This is a genomic window from Amycolatopsis sp. NPDC114504, assembly GCF_055633595.1.
The window spans coordinates 141,237-159,939 of sequence record NZ_JBVKDU010000004.1 but is presented as its reverse complement, the minus strand read 5'-3'; the positions used below and the strand labels follow the sequence as shown (position 1 = coordinate 159,939).

Here is an 18,703-nt window from a genome sequence, read left to right as displayed (position 1 = left end):
GGTGGTTCAGCCGCCGGCGACGAAGTCCACCACCGCCTCGCCGAACAGGCCGGGCTCTTCCAGATGACCGAAGTGACCGCTGTGCTCCAGCACCACGAGGCGGGACCCGGGGATCAGGGCGGCCAGCTCGCGCGCCCAGCGGGGACCGCAGATCACGTCGTACCGGCCGACGATCACCAGCGCCGGGACGGCCAGCGAGCCGAGCGTCGCGCGGTCGTCGATCGTGTCCGGGGCCAGCTGCGCGTCCAGTCCGGAGATGTGGGTGCCGCGCACCGTCTTCCGCAGCGGCGCGAACTCCTCCTCCCGGCCCCAGTAGTCGGCGAAGTACGCCGGCAGCAGGCCCCGCAGGGCGGCGTTCATCTCGTCGTCGTCCGAAATCGACGCGGTCGCCTGAAGGGCGGCCAGCACGTGGGGCAGGTCCGGCCGGTCGGCGTTGCGGTGCGCGAACTCCTCGACGCGGCGCTGGGCTTCGGCGCCGTGCTCCGGGCCGGTGACGGGCGCGCTGTCGTACAGCACGATCCCGGCGACGCGGTCCGGGTGGTGCAGCGCGAAGTACTGCACGACGAACCCGCCGTGGGAGTGCCCGAGGAGGACGGCCGTGTCCAGGCCGAGGTGGTCGAGCAGCGCGAGCAGGGCGCGGGCGTAGCGGTCGCGGGTGTAGCCGTGCGGGTGCGACGCCAGCCGCCCGGAGCCGCCGGTGCCGATCGGCTCGATGTAGACCATGGTCAGGTGCGGTTCGAGCGCCGGCGTCCGCAGGTACTCCCAGTCCACTCCGGGGCCGCCGGGGTGCACGACGCACACCGGCCCGCGGCCGTGCACGTGGTAGCGCTGCGGGATGCCGTCGAGCTCGACGGTGTGGGTGCCGATGTCCATGGAACTCCGATCGTGGGGTGCGGGGACACGGGCAAGATGGGGTCGTCGGCGGGAAGTTCGACCCGGCCGGCATGACGTGCGTCACATCGTCGATCATCAGTGGAGCCGCAGACCGGGAGGATGAATCCGTGACCGACCCCGAGATCGAGCTGGCGCGCGGCGCTCGGGCGGGCAGCGTCGGCGCTCTCGGGACACTGCTCGCCCGGCACGAGGCCGGCATGCGCGCCGTGGCGCTGAGCATCCTGGGGCACGGACCGGACGCCGAAGACGCCCTGCAGGACGCCGCGCTGCTCGCGTTGCGCCGGATCGGGACCCTGCGCGACCCGGCCGCGGCCGGTCCGTGGCTGCGGGCGATCGTCCGCAACGCCTGCCGCGCACGCCTGCGCGCCGCCCGCCGGCTCGTGCCGGTCGCGGACCCGCACCTGCCCGCCGATCCCGTGACGCCCGAACGCGTCCTCGACGACCACGTGTCGCGTGACTGGATCTGGCACGCGGTCGACCGGCTGTCGCCCGCGCTGCGGGAGGTGGTGATGTTGCGCCACTTCAGCGATGTCACGTCGTACGAGCAGATCGCGGCCGCCTGCGAGCTCCCGGTCGGCACGGTCCGCAGCCGGCTGAACCAGGCCAGGGCGAAGTTGTCCGAAGCGCTGCTGGCCACCGCGGACCAGGCCTACGACGACGCGGCCGCGCGCAACGCCGCGAGCGCCCGGGAGGCGAACGACACGCTGTCCGCCGCGGGGCGCGGCGAGTTCGCCGACGTCGTCGCCGACCGCTGGGCGCCCGGCATGAGCATGATCAGCGGCCAGGGCTACCGGGGCGGCGCGGACATGGCGGTGGCCGGAATGGAGATGGACCTGGCCCACGGCGTGCGGCAGCACCTCCGCCAGGCGGTGACCAGCCGCGACTTCACGGTGTGGGAGATGGAGATGATCAGCCCGGCCCACGACCCGCACCACTGCCCGCCGGCGGTGGTCTGGCTGATGTCCCACCCGCAGGGCCGGGTGAACCGCCTGCGGCTGTTCTTCCCGGAAAGCCGCCCGGTTCTCCCGAGGTGAGGTGCCGCTCGAGCGCATGATCAGGAGTAGCCTCGGCAGCCATGAGCTGGCTGCCCGACGATTTCGTCCACCCGGTCTACACGCCCGTGCCCGACACCGGGCTTCATTTGCGGCCGATCCGTGAGTCGGACACCGCTCTCGATTACCCGGCTGTGATGGGCTCTCAGGAGCGATTGTGGGGAATCTTCGGTCCGGCCTGGTCTTGGCCCAGGGAGACGATGACGTTCGAGGAGGACCGCCTCGACCTGCTGCGGCACGAGAAGGAGATAGCCGCGCATCAGTCGTTCAACTACGCGCTGCTGGACGAAGAGGAGACGGCGATCCTCGGCTGCGTGTACATCGACCCACCCGAGCGCACCGGTTCCGACGGCGAGGTGGCATGGTGGGTGGTGGACGACCTCGTCGGCAGCGAAGTGGAGCAGGCGCTCGACGCGCTGGTACCGAAGTGGATCGCCGCCGACTGGCCTTTCCACCAGCCCCGCTTCCTGGGCCGCGACATCGCGTGGCAGGACTGGCTCGCGCTGCCGCCCGTCTCGTGACACATGTGAAGCAGGCCGAGTGTCGTCGCGATACTAGTGCTGCAGCACGATTTTCCCGCGTGCGTGGCGGCTTTCGCTGAGTTCGTGCGCGGCGGCGACCTCACTGAGCGGGAACGTCGCCGCGACCGGAATCCGCAACCGCCCTTCGGCGGCCAGCGCGACCGCGGCCGAAAGCGCGTGTAACGCCAAAGGATCCGCGCCGGAGCCAGCCGGTGAACCGTGCGACATGTGTACCCCGTGCTCTGCCGCCGCGAAGTCGGCGATCGTCACCACGTGCGCCGGGTCGCCGGTCAGCTCGATGAGGTCCGGCAGCGCGCCGCCTGCGCAGTCGAATACCGCGTCCACTCCGGACGGTGCCAAGGCGCGGACCCGCTCGACCAGCCCCGGGCCGTACGTCGTCGCTTCCGCGCCCAGCGACCGCAGGAAGCCGTGGTTTCCCGGGCTCGCCGTGCCGATCACCCGCGCGCCGCGGGCGGTGGCGAACTGGACCGCGACCGTGCCCGTCCCGCCCGCCGCGCCCTGCACCAGCACCGTCTGCCCGGCGCGGACCGCGAGGCGGTCGAGCACCCGGGTGGCCGTCTCGGCCGCTCCCGCCGCGCCGCCCGCTTCCGCCCAGCTCCACTCCGCCGGCTTCGGCGCCCACGCCGCCAGCACCGCGAAGTCGGCGTTCGCCCCGCGCGTGGCCGCGGGAGCCATGCCGAACACCGGATCGCCGATCCGCACATCCGTGACGCCGGGGCCGATCTCGTCGACCACGCCCGCCGCGTCGAAGCCGGTGCGGAACGGGAACTTCACCGGCACGACGTCCCGCAGCTCCCCGGAACGGAGCCGGATCTCGCCCGGCGAGATCGCGGAAGTCCTTACGGCGACGCGGATTTCAACCGGGCCGGCGTGCGGCGCCGGCACGTCGGCGACCTCCACCGTGCTCGGCGGGCCGTACGAAGAAAACTGGACAGCTCTCATACGGGCGAATGTAACGGAGCACCCCGTCCGGTTGGCTAAAGTGAGAGCGGTGACGGCCGAAGTGAGAGCACCGCTGCGCTCCGACGCGCGCGACAACCGCGGGCGCATCCTCGTGGTCGCCCGCGCGGCCTTCGCCGCCGAAGGCCTGGACGTGCCGATCCGCGAGATCGCCCGGCGCGCCGGAGTCGGTGTCGCGACCGTTTACCGGCATTTCCGGACCAAGGAAGCCCTGCTGGCCGAGGCCTTCGCCGAACAGCTGGCCTCGTGCCGGGCCATCGTCGAGGAAGGCCTCGCGGCCGACGATCCGTGGCGCGGGTTCTGCCTGGTCGTCGAGCGGCTCATGGAGGTGCACGCCCTCGACCGCGGCTTCGCCCGCGCGTTCACCTCGCAGGTGCCCGGCATCGCCCACTTCGCCGCGGACCGTGACCGGACGCTGCGGCTGCTGCTCCGGTTGGTGCGGCTCGCGAAGGAAGCAGGCGAGCTGCGGGACGACTTCGTGCTGGAGGACATCAGCCTCGCGCTGATGGCGAACGAAGGCATCCGCGCCGAGACGCCCGACCTGCGGGTGGCGGCCTCCCGCCGGTTCGCGGCCCTGATGCTCCAGTCGTTCCGGGCGGACCCCGTCCGGACGCCGTTGCCGCCCGCCGTCCGGTTGCCGCTGTCCCGGGCCGAGCTCGGCCGGGCCCGGAGCAGCGGCACTCGAGCAGCGCCCTGAGGCCGCCGATTCAATAGTTGGCCCGGCCCCCGGAGGCGTCGAACACCGCACCGGTCGTGAAACTGCACGCCTCGCTCACCATGAAACAGAGGACGTCGGCGATCTCCCGCGCGGCCGCGATGCGTCCCATCGGCACCATGCGCTTCATCATCTCGATCGCCTCGGCCGGCACGTCGTTCACCATGGCCGTCTCGGTGGGGCCGGGCGTGATGGTGTTGACCGTCACGCCGAACGGGGCGAGCTCCTTGCCGAGGGTCTTCGTCAAACTGATGACACCGGCTTTCGAAGCTCCGTAGGCGGCGCCTCCGGGAACGCCCTCTTTGCCGGCTATCGACGAAACCGTCGCGATGCGCCCGTAGCCGCGCTCGCGCATGGACGGCACGACTGCCGTGCAGCACAGGAACGTCCCGTCCAGGTTCACGGCATTGATGCGGCGCCAGTCCTCATAGGACAGCTCACCGACCGGCCGCATGGGCCCGATGATGCCGGCGGACGTGACCAGGACGTCGACCGGGCCCAGTTCCTCGACGGTCGCCGCGTGCGCTTCGCCGACACCGGACGCATCGGTCACGTCGACCGCGTGCACGTAAGCGGCGCCGCTGTGGTCCCGGGCGTCCTTCAGCTTGCCGGCGTCGAGATCCCAGAGGGCGACCCGGCCTCCCTCGGCCGCGATCTGCCGCGCGACGGCGAGGCCGATCCCCGAAGCGCCGCCCGTGACGACGGCTACGCGGTTTGCGAATCTATCGGTCATGGTCATCTCTCGCCGTCAGGCGACGACGTGGGTGTGCTGGACGGCGGCGGGCCCGGCGGGGTACGGGCTGATCGCCTTGCGCCATTGGGCGTACTGTTCGGTTTCGCGGTAGCGCTCGTGGGCCGCGAGATCGGTCCATTCCACGAGCAGCACGAAATTCGTCGGGGTTTCGACCCCCTGGGTGAGGCGGGCCGAAAGCACTCCCTCGGCGGCCTCGAACCCCTCGCTGGCGGCGATGTGCGCTTCCGTAAATTCTTTCTCGGTGCCCGGCTTCACGGTGATCTGGGCGATTTCGATGATCATGTCAGTACTCTCCATTGTGGTGGGTGCGGCGGCGTTCCAGCAGGTAGCCGCCGAGGACGAACCCGAGGCTGGGCAGGGTGGTCATGAGCTGCGGCCAGGTGTTCTTGCCGGGCGGGTCGACGCTGGAGATGCCCGGGTAGAACGCGACGGACAGCTGGGTGAGGCCGTACATGCTCGCGATGACGGCGGCCGCGTCGAGCGACGCGCGCGTCTGGTTCGGTTTCCACAGGTAGTGGAGGACCGCCGCTCCCAGTGCGACGCCCATGCTCATGGTCTGCGCGTTGTGGAACTTCGCGTGCGGTGGCCACGTCGGGTTGTGAATGTGCGTTTCGTTCCAGTCGGCCACATAAACGCCGACCGCGGTTCCCGCCGCGGAAATCGAGATGAGCACCTTTCCCCACGGGAACTTCGTGCGGTTGCGATCTGACATTTCGGCCCCTTTGAATGTGATGTCGCGCCGTGACATCACGCTACTGATGTCACGGCGCGACGTCAACCCGTGGGTCGGGTGGTCAGGGGTGCCGGGTGGCCGGAGTCCGGCGCCGCGGAGACCGGGTCGCGGGCACGATGGTGGTGAGCAGGGACAGCACGGTTTCCGTGATGGTCGTCAGGTCGGTGTCGTCCTGGCCTTCCAGCCACTTCCGGTAGGCCGTGCGGAAGATCTGGCTGCCCGTGCTGGCGGCGAGCTCCGCGATGTCGGGGTCGATTCCACGCTCGCAGAGGGCCTGGCGGAACCCTTCGGCCATCTGGTGCTGCTTGATCAGGTCGCGTTCCAGCAGCCGGGGGTTCTCGGTGATCATCCGGCTGCGCCGGTGCAGGGTTTCCCGCGATCCGAGGGATTCCCAGTCGTACCCGGTCAAGGTCCGGACCACCGCCTGGAGCGGCTGCGTGAGGTCCGGGGTCTGCAGGAGCTCCCCGACGAGCACCTCCTTGAGGAGGTCCGCGTCGGCGAAGATGATCTCTTCCTTGTCCGGGAAGTACCGGAAGAAGGTCCGGGTGGTGACGCGGGCGCGTTCGGCGATCTGGACCGCGCTGGTGGCCTCGAAACCCTGCTCTTCGAACAGCTCCATGGCGGCCTGTTTCATCCGCGTCTCGCTGCCTTCTTCCCATCGGGGCATGGCGGGAGTGTACCTCCCGTGATGACTCGTCGTGACAACGCGGCCGGAGCCTCAGTGCAAGTGTTGAGACAGGAACAGCGCCGCGCGGTCGAGGGCGTGGCCTGCTTCCTCGAGGACGCCGGCGAAGCTCTGGAAGACGTGGGGGACCTCGGCGGTGACGTCGAGGACGACGTCGACTCCCGCGTCGATCGCGCGGGCCGCCAGGCGAGCCGAGTCGTCGAGCAGGACCTCGTGGGTGCCCGCTTGCAGCAGCGTCGCCGGGAATCCGGTGAGGTCCGCCGACAGGGCGGGGCTCAGGTGCGGATGCCGCAGGTCCTGGCCGGCGCAGTACAGGCCGACCACCGGTCCGAGCATCTCCCGTGTGAAGATCGGATCGATGCCCGCCTTGGTGTCCATGCTCTCGCCGCTGAGGGTCACGTCGAAGGCGCCGGAGAAGGCGACGACCGCAGCGGGCGCGGGCAGGCCGGATTCCCGGGCCCGCAGCGCGGTCGTGACGGCCAGTGAGCCGCCGGCCGAGTCTCCGGCCAGCGCGATGCGTGCGGGGTCTTCGCCGTTGTCCAGCAGGGCGCGGTAGGCGTTCGCGCCGTCGTCGACCGCCGCCGGGTACGGGTGCTCCGGAGCCAGGCGGTAGTCCACGGACAGCGCTCGCACCCTCGTGCGGCTGACGAGGGCCCCGGTCAGCGAAAGCGCTGTCTCCGGCGAGCCGAGGCTCCAGGCGCCGCCGTGGAAGTACAGGATCGTTCCCGGGCGGGTGCCTCCGGTCGGCTCGATGAGGAGGGCGCGGCGGTCGCCGAGCGTCGTCTCCGAGGTGCGGATCCCGTCCGGGACCACCATCCGGGCTTGCGTCGCGGCGTAGCCGGCGCGCATTTCTTCCAGGTTCCGCGGCGCGGGCCGCGGCTGTCGCAGGATCGCGTCGACCTGCGCACGTTGTGCCTTGCTCATGGGGTGACCTGCCTTCTCGACGGTGGCCGGATCGCGGTGTCGGATGTCACGCCGCGACATCGAACGTAGCATGATGTCGCGCCGCGACATCGCGTGCTAATGTGATGTCACGGCGCGACAACGCGAGGAGAGGGACCGCCATGAGCGACAGCAGTGACCGGAGAGCTTCCGGCGAGTTCGATCCCGCGCGGCTCCGGCAGAAGTACCGCCAGGAGCGGGACAAACGGCTGCGGCCCGACGGCAACGAGCAGTACCTGGACGTCAGCGGGGACTACGCGAAGTTCGCGGCCGACCCGTACCTGGAGTCGAGTCCCGGAGGCCGGCCTCGCGAAGCCCGGTCCGTCGAGGTCGACGCCCTCGTCCTCGGCGGCGGCTGGGCCGGGCTGTCGATGGCGGCGCGACTGGACGAGGCCGGGGTGCGCGATTTCCTGATCGTGGACCAGGCCGGTGACTTCGGCGGCGTCTGGTACTGGAACCGGTATCCCGGCGTGCGCTGCGACATGGAGTCCTACGTCTACATGCCGTTGCTCGAAGAGATCGGGACGGTACCGAGCGAGAAGTACGCCGGTGGCCCGGAGATGCTCGAGCACGCCCGGGCGATCGGACGGCACTACGACCTCTACTCGCGGGCGCTGCTCGGCACGACGGTCACCCAGGTCGTCTGGAGCGAGCAGTCGTCCCGGTGGATGGTCGCCACCGATCGGGGGGATGTGCTGCGCGCGCGGTTCGTGATGGTCGGCACCGGCCCGCTGAGCCGGCCCAAGCTCCCGGGCATCAAGGGGATCGAGCACTTCCGGGGAAAGGCGTTCCACTCCAGCAGGTGGGACTACCGGGTCACCGGCGGCGGCTGGGACGGCCGGCTGGACAAGCTCGCGGACCAGCGGGTCGCGGTGATCGGCACCGGCGCGAGCACCATCCAGATCCTGCCGCACCTCGCCGAGAGCGCACAGCGAGTGTATGTCTTCCAGCGCACTCCCGCGATCGTCAACACGCGGGGCAACCGGCCGACCGACCCGGAGTGGTACCGCGCGCAGGAGCCCGGCTGGCAGCGCGAGCGCATGGACAACTTCGTCGAGCTCATGGCGGGCCTGCCGGTGGAGGACCTCGTCGACGACGAGGCCACCCGGATGGCCCGGCGGGTCGCGGCGGCGGTCCACAGTGGACCGGGCGCGGCGCCGGACTTCGCCGCGATGCAGGCCGTCGACTTCGCCAAGATGGAGGAGATCCGGGCGCGGGTGACCGAGACCGTCCGTGATCCGGCCACGGCGAAGTCGCTGCAGCCCTGGTACGACTACTTCTGCAAGCGCCCGCTGTTCAGCGACGACTACTACCCGGCGTTCAACCACGACAACGTCACCCTGGTCGACACCGACGGCCGCGGGGTGGACCACATCACCGAACGCGGGGTCGTGGTCGACGGGGTCGAGCACGAGGTCGATCTGATCATCTATTCCACCGGGTTCGACTCCGGCGCCTACACCTACGAAGCCGGCGGGTACCAGCTCATCGGGCGGGGCGGGGTGACCCTGGCCCAGCACTGGCAGGACGGGATGCGCAGCCTGCACGGCATGATGACCAGCTCCTTCCCGAACTTCTTCCTCCTCGGCGGTATCGAGCAGGCCGCCATCTCGATCAACTTCCCGCACGTCACCTCCCGCCAGGCCGAGCACGTCGCGGCGCTGACCGCACGGTTCCTGCGGGCCGGCGTCACCGTCGCCGAGGTGACCGCCGACGCCGAGCGGCGCTGGGCCGACGAACTGGCCCGGGTGCACGTCGACCGCACCCGGTACGACGCGGAATGCACCCCGAGCTACTACAACAACGAGGGCAAGCTCGACGACCCGAAACCGACCGTGATGGGCGGCCAGTACGGCCCCGGGCCCCTCGGCTACCTCGCCGTCGTGCGGGAGTGGGCCGCGACCGGCGTGGACCGCGACGTCGCCATCACCAAGGCCTCGCTGTGAAGCGACTCCAGTATCACCGGTACGGCGGCCCGGACGTCCTGAAGCTGGAGGATTTCGAGCCGGCCCGCCCGGGCCCGGGCGAGGTGCTCGTGCGGGTGAAGGCCGCGGCCGCCAACGCGATGGACTGGAAGATGCGCAGCGGCGAGCTGCGCCTGATGACCGGCCGTGCCTTCCCACGAGGGTTCGGCAACGACTTCGCGGGCGTGGTGGAGGCGATCGGTGCGGACGTCACCAGGTTACGGGTCGGCGAAGCGGTCGTCGGCGGGACGAGCCTCAAGGGGGCGGGGGCGTTCGGCGAGATGGTCATCGCCGAGGAAAAGGCGGTGGTGCCCAAGCCCGCGGAGCTGTCCTACGAGCGGGCCGCGGCGATCCCGGTCGTCGGCATCACCGCGTTCCAGGCCATCCTCGGCAAGGGGAACCTCCGAGCCGGGCAGGCCGTCTTCGTCAACGGCTGCCTCGGCGGCGTCGGCCGGGCCGCCGCCCAGATCGCGGTGCTGTCCGGCGCCTCGGTGGGCGGGAGCTGCCGGGCCACCGCCGTGGCGGAAGCGCACGAGCTCGGCATCGACCCGATCGTCGAGCCCGGCTTCGACCCGGCGCGGCTGCGAGGACGGTTCGACCTCGTCCTCGACACGCCCGGCACGCTCTCGGCCTCGTCAGCGCGGACGCTGCTGAGGCCCGGCGGCCGCATCATCGACATCGTCCCCACGCCGGCGAAGTTCGCCAGGAGTGTCCTACCGGGACCGTACCGGGTGATGATGGGCCGGCCCAGCACGGAGGACCTCGACGAGGTGGTCCGCATGGCCGCGCGGGGACAGCTGCTGATCCCGGTCGCCCGGACCGTGCCGCTCGCCGACGCGATCCCGGCGCTCACCGAGCTCGAACGCCACGGCACCCCCAAGGGCGGCAAGCTGATCATCACCACGGGCTGAATCCCGACGGCGGCGACCACCACGTCGTCCGGCGTGGTGATCAGCCGGCGTGCTCGGCGATGAGGTCGTCGATCCAGGCGTGGAGGATCGGTTCGGCGCCCGGGTTGCCCATGTGGCCGAGATTGGCGCGCAGGACGAGGTCCTTGTCGCGGCCGGGTGCGGCGACGAGGAGGGTGTCCTCGACCGGGAAGATGGAGTCCTCCATGCCGTTGATGGCCAGCAGCCGGCAGGTGGGGACCCGACGAGGCCGGCGGAGACGAGGCTGAAGCGGTGCGCCTCCGCGGCGTAGCGTTCGCGGGCGGTGTCGGGGTCCGGGCTGGTTCTGGGCGCGGATCCAGGCCGGGTCGAACATGTGGTGGCTCCCGCCGCCTTGGGCGACGGCACCGAGGAGGCGGCCGGCGTGGGTGTGGGCGGCGCGGAAGGAGTGGTAGCCGCCGGTGCTAACGCCCCACGCGATGACGGCCGAGGAGTCGAAGCCGTGCCGGCCGGGGTCGGTGGCGATCCAGTCGAGGACGCTCTCGACCAGCCGGTCGGTCGAGGCCGGGTCGCCCGGGGCGGCGGGGCAGTCGCCGGTTCCGGGGATCTCGATGCTGACGGTGGCCTGGCCGCGCTCGACGTGCTGCCGGGTGCGTGGCGTGTGGTCGGTGCGGTAGGCGTCGAGGCCGCAGAGGAACAGCACGACCGGCCAGCCGCCCGCGGGTCGCTCGCCGCGAGGGAGCCGGACGTAGGCCGGGATGTCGCCCGCGTCGTCGCCGGCGCCGGGGTCGGCGTGGGGGAAGGGGATGGTGACCGGGACGTTGGGCGGATCGAGCAGGCGTCCCCCCCTTCTTGTAGGCGGCCTTGCCCCGTTCCCAGGCGTCCTGGCCGCGCGGTGACCGGTTGATCGGGAACCGGGCGATCCGGTAGACCGCCGCCGCGCGCAGATAGGACTCCCGAGCCGTGTGGCCCGTGCTCGGCAGCCTCCTCGCCCGCTCCCTCGACGAACGGCGTTTCACCCGGTCCTGGTCGCGGGTTTTCTCACCCGGGCACCCCCCGGACCCCGAGGTGGCCGGGCTGCACTACCGCGCGGCGCGCCGGCCATCCCGACCCCGACCTGACCGCGCGGCTGCTCCGGTACATCCCCGAGCGGGCGGCCCATCGCGACCGCCTCGAGCCGATTGCGGATTGCGGAGCCGGATCCCGGACGCCGACGTGGTCGGATACCCGGACCTCGGCCACCGTCCGCACATCGAGGCTCCCGGGCGAGTGGCCGCGGACATCCTCGCTCGCGCGTAGCCGCCGGGGAACGGAGCGCACGTCCGGCCGGGTCACACCGCGGCGAGCCGGCGGAACCGGCTGCCGTGGAAGACCAAGGGAGGGTTCTCGGCCGTGCGCAGGCCGTGGATGCGCAGCAACGCGATCAGGTGGTCCCCGGCCGGGACCTCCTCGTGCACCGAGCACTCCAGCCAGGCGCTCGAGCCGCTGATGAACACGCTGCCGTGCGGGCCGGGCTCCCACTCGACGTCACGGAAGCGGTCGCCGCGGCGGGCGGACAGGCGGAGGCAGGCGTCGTCCTGGCCCTCGGCCAGGACGCTCAGGCCGAGACGTCGGCCGCGCAGCCGTGGCCAGGTCGACGACGTGTGCTGGATGCAGATCGAGACCAGCGGGGGAGCCAGCGAGACGGAAGTGAAGGAGCTGGCGGCCAGCCCGTGGGGGACGCCGTCGATGAGGCCGCACACGGCGGTGACCCCGGACGGGAAGCAGCCGAAGGCTTCGCGCAGCCGGCTTTCGGAGGACACGGGGTGCAGCTCGATCATCGGTTCCCGCTTTCGATCGGTGGCCGCCAGGCCCGTACTTCCGGCACCGGGCCGGTGAATCGTTCGATCTCGACCAGGGCGTGCTGGCCGGCGCAGCCCTGCGACAGGCGGGACGAGGGGATGTCCGCGGTCAGGACGTTCGGGTTGCCGTGCGCGCACAGCGGGCCCGACGGGTGGTCGTCGACCGGGTCGAACCAGGCGCCCGTCGGCAGCTGGGCCACGCCCGGGCGGAGTGCGTCGTCGAGGACGGCGCCCGCGAGGCAGGCGCCGCGGGCGTTGAACACCCGGACGACGTCGCCGGTCGCGATGCCGCGGGCCGCCGCGTCGGCCGGGTTGAGGCGGACCGGTTCGCGGCCCGCCACCTTGCCTGCCCGGCTGACGTCGCCGGCGTCGAGCTGGCTGTGCAGCCGGGTGCGTGGCTGGTTGGCGATCAGCCACAGCGGCCCGGTTTCGGTGGGGGGCAGCCAGACCGGGTGACCGGGGCAGTCCGGATAGCCGAACCCCGCGACGGTCGCCGACGTGATCTCGATGCGGCCGCTCGGGGTGCGCAGGGGATGGGCGTCCGGGTCGGCGCGGAAGTTCGCGAACAGCGTGTGGTGCTCGCGGCCGGGTGGGAGCCGCAGCTCGCCGTCCGCCCAGAACTGCTCGAACGTCGGCGCGGTGCGCCATTCGCCGTAGAGGTGCTCCAGCCACTGCCTCGGGGTCCGGCCTTCGGCGAAGGCGTCGAGAACGCCGAGCCGGGAGGCCAAAGCCGCGAAGATCTCGTAGTCGTCACGCGCTTCTCCCGCGGGAGCCGCGATCCGGTGCATCGCGATGACGTGCGTGTCGCGGCGGCCGGAGCCGAGGTCCTCGCGTTCCAGGGCGGTGGTCGCCGGGAGCACGATGTCGGCGTGGCGGGCGGTGGCCGTCCAGTGGGGTTCGTGGACGATGATCGTGTCCGGCCGGGTGAACGCGCGGCGCAGGCGGTTGAGGTCCTGGTGGTGGTGGAACGGGTTGCCGCCGGCCCAGTACACGAGCCGGATGTCGGGGTAGCTGCGGAGCTCGCCGTTGTAGTCGTAAGGGTCGCCGGGGTGCAGCAGCAGGTCGGCGATCCGCGCGACCGGGATGAACTCGCCGACGGGGTTGCGGCCTTGGGGCAGGTACGGGATCCGCAGCTCGGGTCCGGTGTCGCCGACGTCGCCCATCGAGCCGTAGCCGTGGCCGAACCCGCCACCGGGCAGGCCGATCTGCCCCAGCATCGCGGCCAGCGCGATGCCCGCCCACACCGGCTGCTCGCCGTGTTCGGTGCGCTGCAGCGACCACGTCACCGTGACCAGTGTCCGGTGCGCGGCCATCTCCCTGGCCAGCGCGACGATGTCGGCCGCCGGGATGCCGGTGATCCCGGAGGCCCACGTGGCGTCCTTCGGACCTTCGAGCAGGTACCGCTCGAACTCGTCGTAGCCGACGCAGTAGCGGTGGAGGAACGCCCGGTCGTGCCGGTTCTCGACGACGAGCGTGTGGGCGAGCGCCAGCATCAGCGCGGTGTCGGTCGCGGGCCGGATCGGGTACCACCGGGAATCCACGGTGGACGGGACGTCGTCGCGCAGCGGGCTGACGAGTGCGACGCGGCCGCCGAACCGCGCGAGGTGCCCGGGCGTGCCGTGGGCCGTGACCCCGCCGGGCGTGACGAAGACGTTCTTCTCCGGCACCCCGCCGAACGCGACGATCAGCTCGGTGTGCTCGGCGATCGTCGGCCAGGTCGACGCCTGCCGCAGTACCGCGTGCGCGTCGCCCACGACGTGCGGCAGCAGCACCGAGGACGTCCCGTTGCTGTAGCTGTTGCGCGACGAGGTGAAGCCGCCGATGGTGTTCAGGAACCGGTGCAGCTGGCTTTGCGCGTGGTGGAACCGCCCGGCGCTGGCCCAGCCGTAGGAGCCGCCGAAGATGGCCTGGTTGCCGTGCTCGGTCCGGACGCGGTCCAGTTCGGCGGTCAGCCGGTCGAGGACCTCGTCCCACGGCACTTCGACGAACTCGTCGCGGCCGCGCCGCTCGTCCGGGCCGTGGCCGTCTTCGAGCCAGCCGCGGCGGACCGCCGGCCGGGCCACCCGGCTCGGGTGGTCCAGCGCGGCGGCCAGGTTGCCCAGCAGCGGAGACGGCGCGGGGTCCGCCGGGTGCGGCTCGACCCGCAGCCGGCCGTCGGCGTCGACCTCGGCGGAGAAGGCTCCCCAGTGCGATGTGCTCGGCTTCATGCCCCGACGGTAACCGCGTCGGCCTGCTCCCGGACGAGCTTCACCAGCGTGCCGTAGTCGCGGGCGTCGGCCAGCGGTGAGAACCCGCGGATGAGCAGCGTGCCGACACCGAGGCGGACGTAGTCGAGCAGCGAGTCCGCGACCTGCTCGTAGCTGCCGACCAGCGCGGTCGAGTTCCCGGCGGCGCCGGTCGTCTTCGCCACCGCCGTCCACAGCCGTTCGTCGACCACGTCGCCGGTCGCGGCCGCCTCCAGCAGCCGTCGCGACCCGACCGCTTCGCTGGAGTCGCGGCGGCCCTTGAACTCGCCGACGCGGTCCTGAGTCAGCCGCAGGATGTCGCGGGCCCGCTCCCACGCCTCGGCTTCGGTCGCCGCGGGGATGGGCCGGAGGCTGACGCTGAACGCGATGTCCCGGTCGGCGGCCGCGCGGACCTGCTCGATGCGCTCGGCGATCCCGGCCAGGGGCTCACCCCAGAAGGCGTAGACGTCGGCGTGCTTCGCCCCGACCCGGATCGCGTCGGCGGACGCGCCGCCGAAGTACACCGGGATCCCTCGCGAGGGCCGGACGTCCGAGCGCGCGCCCCGGACCCGGTAGAACTCGCCTTCGTGGTCGAACGGCTCGGCCGAGTCCCACGTCCGGCGCACCACCGAGAGGAAGTCGTCGGTGCGGCGGTAGCGGGTGGGCTTGTCGGTGAAGTCGCCGTCACGGGCCTGGTCGGCGTCGTCGCCGCCGGTGATCACGTGCAGCGCGATCCGGCCGGGGTGGAACGCGTCGAGCGTGGCGAACTTGCGGGCCAGCTGCGTGGGCGCGACGAACCCGGGCCGGTGGGCGAGCAGCACGCCGAGCCGCTCGGTGGCGGCGAGGACCTGGTCGGCGAGCACGAACCCGTCCGGGCTGCTCGCCGACGGGGCGATCAGCACGCGGTCGAACCCGGCTTCTTCGTGCGTGCGGGCGACCTCGCGCAGGTAGCCGGGCTGGATGATCGGGCCTTCCGGCGCGACGATCTCGCTGGCCTGGCGGCCGGCGGCGTAGCCGATGAACTCGAGCGTCACGGGGTCTCCTGTCCCAGGGCGCGGGCGGCGGCGAAGATGTCGCTCATCCGCCAGCTTTCGTTGGCGTGGGTGCGGCGCGCCCGGCCCCAGCCGGAGTCGCGCCGGTACTGCGCGGGCCAGTCGCCCGCCCGCACGGCGGTTTCGTCGACGGTGACGGCGGTACGGCAGTCGGGGTCGACGAACAGCGCGTCGACCGGGCAGTACAGCTCGCAGAGGAAGCAGGTCTGGCAGTCGGACTGCCGGGCGATGACCGGTGGGGCGTCCGGGACGGCGTCGAAGACGTCGCTGGGACACACCTGGACGCACTTGTCGCAGGCGATGCACCGGTCGGCGAGGACGAGTTCGATCATGCGACCTCCTGCCCGTCGGTCCGCCAGTGCATCCCCAGGGTCTCCCGCCGTCGCAGAGCCGCGGCCTTGACCCAGCGGCCCATGGCGACCAGTGACGCCGTTTCGCGCGCGGTCACGGCGTCCCTGCCGGTGCCGGTCAAGCCCGCTTCGACGTCCGTCCACAAGGAGTCCAATGTAGACAAAGAACCTCGGAGGCCGGCGGCGTCGCGGAACATGTTCTTGTCGTAGGCGTTCAGCTCCTCGCGGACGACGTCCACCACGGCGGTGGTGTCGACCGCCGCGCGACGTCCGCTCGGCCGGATCCCCGCCCGGCCGGCCGGGCGCAGGGGAGCCGCGACGGAGCCGCGCGCGTGCCGGACCGCGGCCCGCCCGGCCCACGTGCCCGAGGAGACCGCCCACGCCGAGTTCGGCGAGCCGCCGCCGGAGATGGCGCCGACGACCGGCACCCGGCTCGCGACGTCCCCGGCGGCGAACAGGCCCTGGACGTCGGTGGCGCAGTCCGTACCTCGGACGACCAGCCCGCCGACGCCGCGGATCGTGCCCTCGCCGAGCAGCGTGACCTCGAACCGGTCCCGGTAGGGGTCGAGGCCGCGGCGGGTGAACGGCAGCAGGAAGTTCGGCTGCACCAAGGGCATCTTCCGGCGCACCCACTCCGGTGCCCGGGCGAGCGTGGTGAACACCGGCCCGCGCAGCAGCGCCGCGCCGAGGACGCGGTTGCGCTCCGGGCCGGACGGCAGGTCGAGCACGTGGCCGCCGGCGTCGGTGTAGGTGCCGAACAGGTACGACATCGACCGGGCCATCGTGGAGAACGCCGGGGCGAGTGTGTAGTAGTTCGAGAACTCCATGCCGGACAGTCGAGCCCCCGCCTCGACGGCCATCAGATGGCCGTCGCCGGTGTTGCCGCGGGAGCCGAGCAGGTGCGAGCGGAACGCCGTGCCCCCGGTGGCCAGCACGACCGCACCCGCGCGGACCTGCCAGTTCCCGCCCGCCTGCCGCCGGACGCCGGCCGCGCCGCCGACCGAGCCGTCCGGGCGCAGCAGCAGTTCGAGGGCCGGGTGGTGGTCGAGGATCCGGACGCCGGCGCGGTGGACGAGGCCGCGCATCGCGCGCAGGTACTCCGGTCCGCGCACGTTGTTCGTCCGGTCGGGTTGCCCGTCCCGGAGCGGAAACGGGTAGTACCGGTCCAACGTGGGCAGTCGCTCCCACGTCGTGCGCAGCACCCGCAGCGCCTGCTCGGGATCGGCGAGCCCGCCCGCGTGCGCGTGCCGCTCGGTCACCGCCTGCTCGTGCCGCGAAGGCGGGACGAACCAGTGGGTGACCCCGGCCGTGGCGGTGACGCCGCTGGTGCCGCAGTAGCCCTTGTCCACCAGCACGACGTCGCCGCCGGCCTGGGCCGCGGCCAAGGCGGTCCAGGTCGCGGCGAGGCCGCCGCCGATGACGAGCACGTCGGCGTTCACCGGGTCTCGGCCAGTTCGGCGACGCCGAGCTCGGCCAGCAGCCGGTACCGCAGCTCCTCGAACTCCGGGTTGCGGCGGCTGCGCTCGCCCTCGAAGCCGACGCGGTGTTCGGCGGCGAGCCGCCCGGCCCGCATCGCGACCACGCGGTCGGCGAGGAGGATGGCCTCGTCGACGTCGTGGGTGACCAGCAGGACGGCCGGGCGGTGCACGGCGACGAGCTGCCGCACGAGGGCGTGCATCTTGATCCGGGTCAGCGCGTCGAGGGCGGCGAACGGTTCGTCGAGCAGCAGCAGCCGGGGCTCGCGGACCAGCGCCCGGGCGAGCGCGACGCGCTGGGCCTCGCCGCCGGACAATGTGACCGGCCAGGCGTCGAGGTGCCCGGCCAGCCCGACTTCGGTCAACGCCCGGGCGGCGGCCTCGCGGGGGAGGCCGACGGCGACGTTCTGCCAGACCCGCCGCCACGGCAGCAGCCGGTGTTCCTGGAACACCACCATCCGCTCGGCCGGGGCGTCGAGGTCCCCGCTGTCCGGCGCCTCGAGCCCGGCGAGCAGCCGCAGCAACGTCGTCTTGCCGCAGCCGCTTTCGCCGATGAGCGCGACGAACTCACCGGGCGCGATGTCGAGGTCGAGTCCACTCAGGACGGTCCGCGGCCCGAAGCTCTTGGTCAGCGCGCGCACGCGCACGGCGGTGCTCACAGCTTCACGGCGTGGTCGGCGATGGTGATCGGCCCGCTGAGGATCTTGCGCTGGGTCAGCCAGTCGGCGCCGCGCTGCAGCTGCGCGATCCCGTCGTCGTTGATCAGCGCCAGCTTCGTCTGGACGTTCTTCGCGGCCATTTTGTCCAGCACCGCCTGCGGGTAGTGGGAGACGGCGTTGCCGATGTCGAGGGACTCCTTGTAGTGCTGGTTCTGCCACTCGTAGTCGGCCTGGAACGCGGCGATGACCTTGCGGATGGTGTCGGCGTTCTGTTCGGCGTAGTCGCGGCGGACGAGGTAGCTGGTGAAGTCGATCTGGAAGTCCAGCTCGTCGCCGTCGACGAAGATGGGCTTGGCGCCGTACTGGACCTCGGCGATCTCGCGGAAGCCCTGCCAGATGGCCCAGGCGTCGATCTTCCCGGCGCCGAAGGCCGCGGACGCCTCGGGCGGGTTGAGGTAGGTGATCTTCACGGAGTCGCGCGGCACGTGGTACTTCTCCAGCGCCGCGACCAGCAGGAACTCCCCGAGCCCGGCCTTGTTGACCGCGACCGTCCTGCCCGCCAGGTCGGTGACCTTCTCGATGCCGGTGTGCGCGCCGGCGACGATCGCGGTGGTCCGCGGGGCCGACGCCGCCCAGGCGACGTAGACGAGGTCTGCGCCCGAGAGGATCGCCTGGTCGGCCGGGGTGGTGCTGCCGCCGAAGCTGAAGTCGGCGGTGCCGCCGACGACGGCCTGCAGCGTCGGCGCGTGGTTGGGGAACGGGCCTACCCACTCGACGGTGATGCCCTGGTCCTTGAGCGTTTTTTCGAGCACACCCCGCGACTTGGGGACGGAGATGGTGCTGTAGGTCAGCCGCACCTTGCCCTCGGTGGCACCGCCGGCCGAGCCGGTGGCGCACGCGGCGAGCGGGGCGGCGAGGGCGGTGAGCCCGGCTGCGGTCAGGAACGTGCGGCGGGAGAGTGTCATGGGGGTTC

The 18,703-nt window shown here is 72.0% G+C and carries 20 protein-coding genes; 5 read left to right on the top strand and 15 right to left on the bottom strand.

Translation table 11 applies throughout. The features are described 5' to 3' along the window. Positions 1-6 precede the first annotated feature (6 nt). Positions 7-873, bottom strand: coding sequence for an alpha/beta fold hydrolase (locus ACZ7PG_RS30630; protein ID WP_470242594.1), 867 nt, complete (start codon positions 871-873; stop codon positions 7-9). A gap of 128 nt (positions 874-1,001) precedes the next feature. Here ACZ7PG_RS30630 and ACZ7PG_RS30625 point away from each other — a divergent pair, with 128 nt between their 5' ends. Both ACZ7PG_RS30625 and ACZ7PG_RS30620 read left to right on the top strand, forming a co-directional pair. Next, entirely contained in the window at positions 1,002-1,928 is a 927-nt protein-coding gene (locus tag ACZ7PG_RS30625; RefSeq protein WP_470242593.1) for an RNA polymerase sigma factor, read from the top strand. A 41-nt stretch (positions 1,929-1,969) separates the two neighbouring features. Then, positions 1,970-2,467, top strand: a complete 498-nt coding sequence (locus ACZ7PG_RS30620; protein ID WP_470242592.1) for a GNAT family N-acetyltransferase — start codon at positions 1,970-1,972, stop codon at positions 2,465-2,467. 33 nt (positions 2,468-2,500) lie between these two features. On the opposite strand, the gene ACZ7PG_RS30615 is transcribed toward ACZ7PG_RS30620, so the two are convergent. Next, entirely contained in the window at positions 2,501-3,430 is a 930-nt protein-coding gene (locus ACZ7PG_RS30615) for an NADP-dependent oxidoreductase (protein WP_470242591.1), read from the bottom strand. 49 nt (positions 3,431-3,479) lie between these two features. On the opposite strand from ACZ7PG_RS30615, the gene ACZ7PG_RS30610 reads away from it, so the two are divergent. Further along, entirely contained in the window at positions 3,480-4,145 is a 666-nt protein-coding gene (locus tag ACZ7PG_RS30610; protein ID WP_470242590.1) for a TetR/AcrR family transcriptional regulator, read from the top strand. 10 nt (positions 4,146-4,155) lie between these two features. On the opposite strand, the gene ACZ7PG_RS30605 is transcribed toward ACZ7PG_RS30610, so the two are convergent. From ACZ7PG_RS30605 to ACZ7PG_RS30585, 5 genes are all read right to left on the bottom strand, one after another. Further along, a complete protein-coding gene (locus ACZ7PG_RS30605) occupies positions 4,156-4,896 on the bottom strand; it encodes an SDR family NAD(P)-dependent oxidoreductase (RefSeq protein WP_470242589.1) in 741 nt (246 codons plus the stop codon). Positions 4,897-4,911: 15 nt separating this feature from the next. Beyond that, the gene (locus ACZ7PG_RS30600) at positions 4,912-5,199 is read right to left on the bottom strand and encodes an antibiotic biosynthesis monooxygenase family protein (protein ID WP_470242588.1); all 288 of its coding nucleotides are present in this window, start codon (positions 5,197-5,199) and stop codon (positions 4,912-4,914) included. Between the two features lies 1 nt (position 5,200). Then, positions 5,201-5,629 (bottom strand): DUF6640 family protein, encoded by a 429-nt coding sequence (locus ACZ7PG_RS30595; protein WP_470242587.1) that lies wholly within the window; start codon positions 5,627-5,629, stop codon positions 5,201-5,203. An 82-nt stretch (positions 5,630-5,711) separates the two neighbouring features. Then, positions 5,712-6,317, bottom strand: coding sequence for a TetR family transcriptional regulator (locus ACZ7PG_RS30590; RefSeq protein WP_470242586.1), 606 nt, complete (start codon positions 6,315-6,317; stop codon positions 5,712-5,714). Positions 6,318-6,368: 51 nt separating this feature from the next. Continuing rightward, a complete protein-coding gene (locus ACZ7PG_RS30585) occupies positions 6,369-7,259 on the bottom strand; it encodes an alpha/beta hydrolase (RefSeq protein ID WP_470242585.1) in 891 nt (296 codons plus the stop codon). A 140-nt stretch (positions 7,260-7,399) separates the two neighbouring features. Between ACZ7PG_RS30585 and ACZ7PG_RS30580 the strand changes: the two genes are divergently transcribed. Together ACZ7PG_RS30580 and ACZ7PG_RS30575 are read left to right on the top strand one after the other, a co-directional pair. Beyond that, positions 7,400-9,223, top strand: coding sequence for a flavin-containing monooxygenase (locus tag ACZ7PG_RS30580; protein ID WP_470242584.1), 1,824 nt, complete (start codon positions 7,400-7,402; stop codon positions 9,221-9,223). Then, positions 9,220-10,152, top strand: a complete 933-nt coding sequence (locus ACZ7PG_RS30575; RefSeq protein WP_470242583.1) for an NADP-dependent oxidoreductase — start codon at positions 9,220-9,222, stop codon at positions 10,150-10,152. Before ACZ7PG_RS30580 ends, ACZ7PG_RS30575 begins: the two co-directional genes overlap by 4 nt. A gap of 40 nt (positions 10,153-10,192) precedes the next feature. Here ACZ7PG_RS30575 and ACZ7PG_RS30570 read toward each other — a convergent pair whose 3' ends face one another. The 8 genes from ACZ7PG_RS30570 to ACZ7PG_RS30535 form a co-directional block, all read right to left on the bottom strand. Beyond that, positions 10,193-10,831, bottom strand: coding sequence for an alpha/beta hydrolase family protein (locus ACZ7PG_RS30570; RefSeq protein ID WP_470242582.1), 639 nt, complete (start codon positions 10,829-10,831; stop codon positions 10,193-10,195). Between the two features lie 628 nt (positions 10,832-11,459). After that, positions 11,460-11,948 carry a flavin reductase family protein gene (locus tag ACZ7PG_RS30565; protein ID WP_470242581.1) on the bottom strand — a complete coding sequence of 163 codons (489 nt, stop codon included), beginning with the start codon at positions 11,946-11,948 and terminating at the stop codon, positions 11,460-11,462. Continuing rightward, positions 11,945-14,176 (bottom strand): molybdopterin-dependent oxidoreductase, encoded by a 2,232-nt coding sequence (locus ACZ7PG_RS30560; RefSeq protein ID WP_470242580.1) that lies wholly within the window; start codon positions 14,174-14,176, stop codon positions 11,945-11,947. Before ACZ7PG_RS30560 ends, ACZ7PG_RS30565 begins: the two co-directional genes overlap by 4 nt. Next, complete coding sequence (locus tag ACZ7PG_RS30555; protein ID WP_470242579.1) at positions 14,173-15,228, bottom strand: LLM class flavin-dependent oxidoreductase; 1,056 nt, start codon at positions 15,226-15,228, stop codon at positions 14,173-14,175. The genes ACZ7PG_RS30560 and ACZ7PG_RS30555 overlap by 4 nt, the downstream gene beginning before the upstream one ends. Further along, positions 15,225-15,578, bottom strand: a complete 354-nt coding sequence (locus tag ACZ7PG_RS30550) for a 4Fe-4S binding protein (protein ID WP_470242578.1) — start codon at positions 15,576-15,578, stop codon at positions 15,225-15,227. Before ACZ7PG_RS30550 ends, ACZ7PG_RS30555 begins: the two co-directional genes overlap by 4 nt. Beyond that, the gene (locus ACZ7PG_RS30545) at positions 15,575-17,035 is read right to left on the bottom strand and encodes an FAD-dependent oxidoreductase (protein ID WP_470242577.1); all 1,461 of its coding nucleotides are present in this window, start codon (positions 17,033-17,035) and stop codon (positions 15,575-15,577) included. The genes ACZ7PG_RS30550 and ACZ7PG_RS30545 overlap by 4 nt, the downstream gene beginning before the upstream one ends. Then, positions 17,032-17,730 (bottom strand): ABC transporter ATP-binding protein, encoded by a 699-nt coding sequence (locus ACZ7PG_RS30540; RefSeq protein WP_470242576.1) that lies wholly within the window; start codon positions 17,728-17,730, stop codon positions 17,032-17,034. The genes ACZ7PG_RS30545 and ACZ7PG_RS30540 overlap by 4 nt, the downstream gene beginning before the upstream one ends. Beyond that, positions 17,727-18,695, bottom strand: a complete 969-nt coding sequence (locus ACZ7PG_RS30535; protein WP_470242575.1) for an ABC transporter substrate-binding protein — start codon at positions 18,693-18,695, stop codon at positions 17,727-17,729. The genes ACZ7PG_RS30540 and ACZ7PG_RS30535 overlap by 4 nt, the downstream gene beginning before the upstream one ends. Positions 18,696-18,703 lie beyond the last annotated feature (8 nt).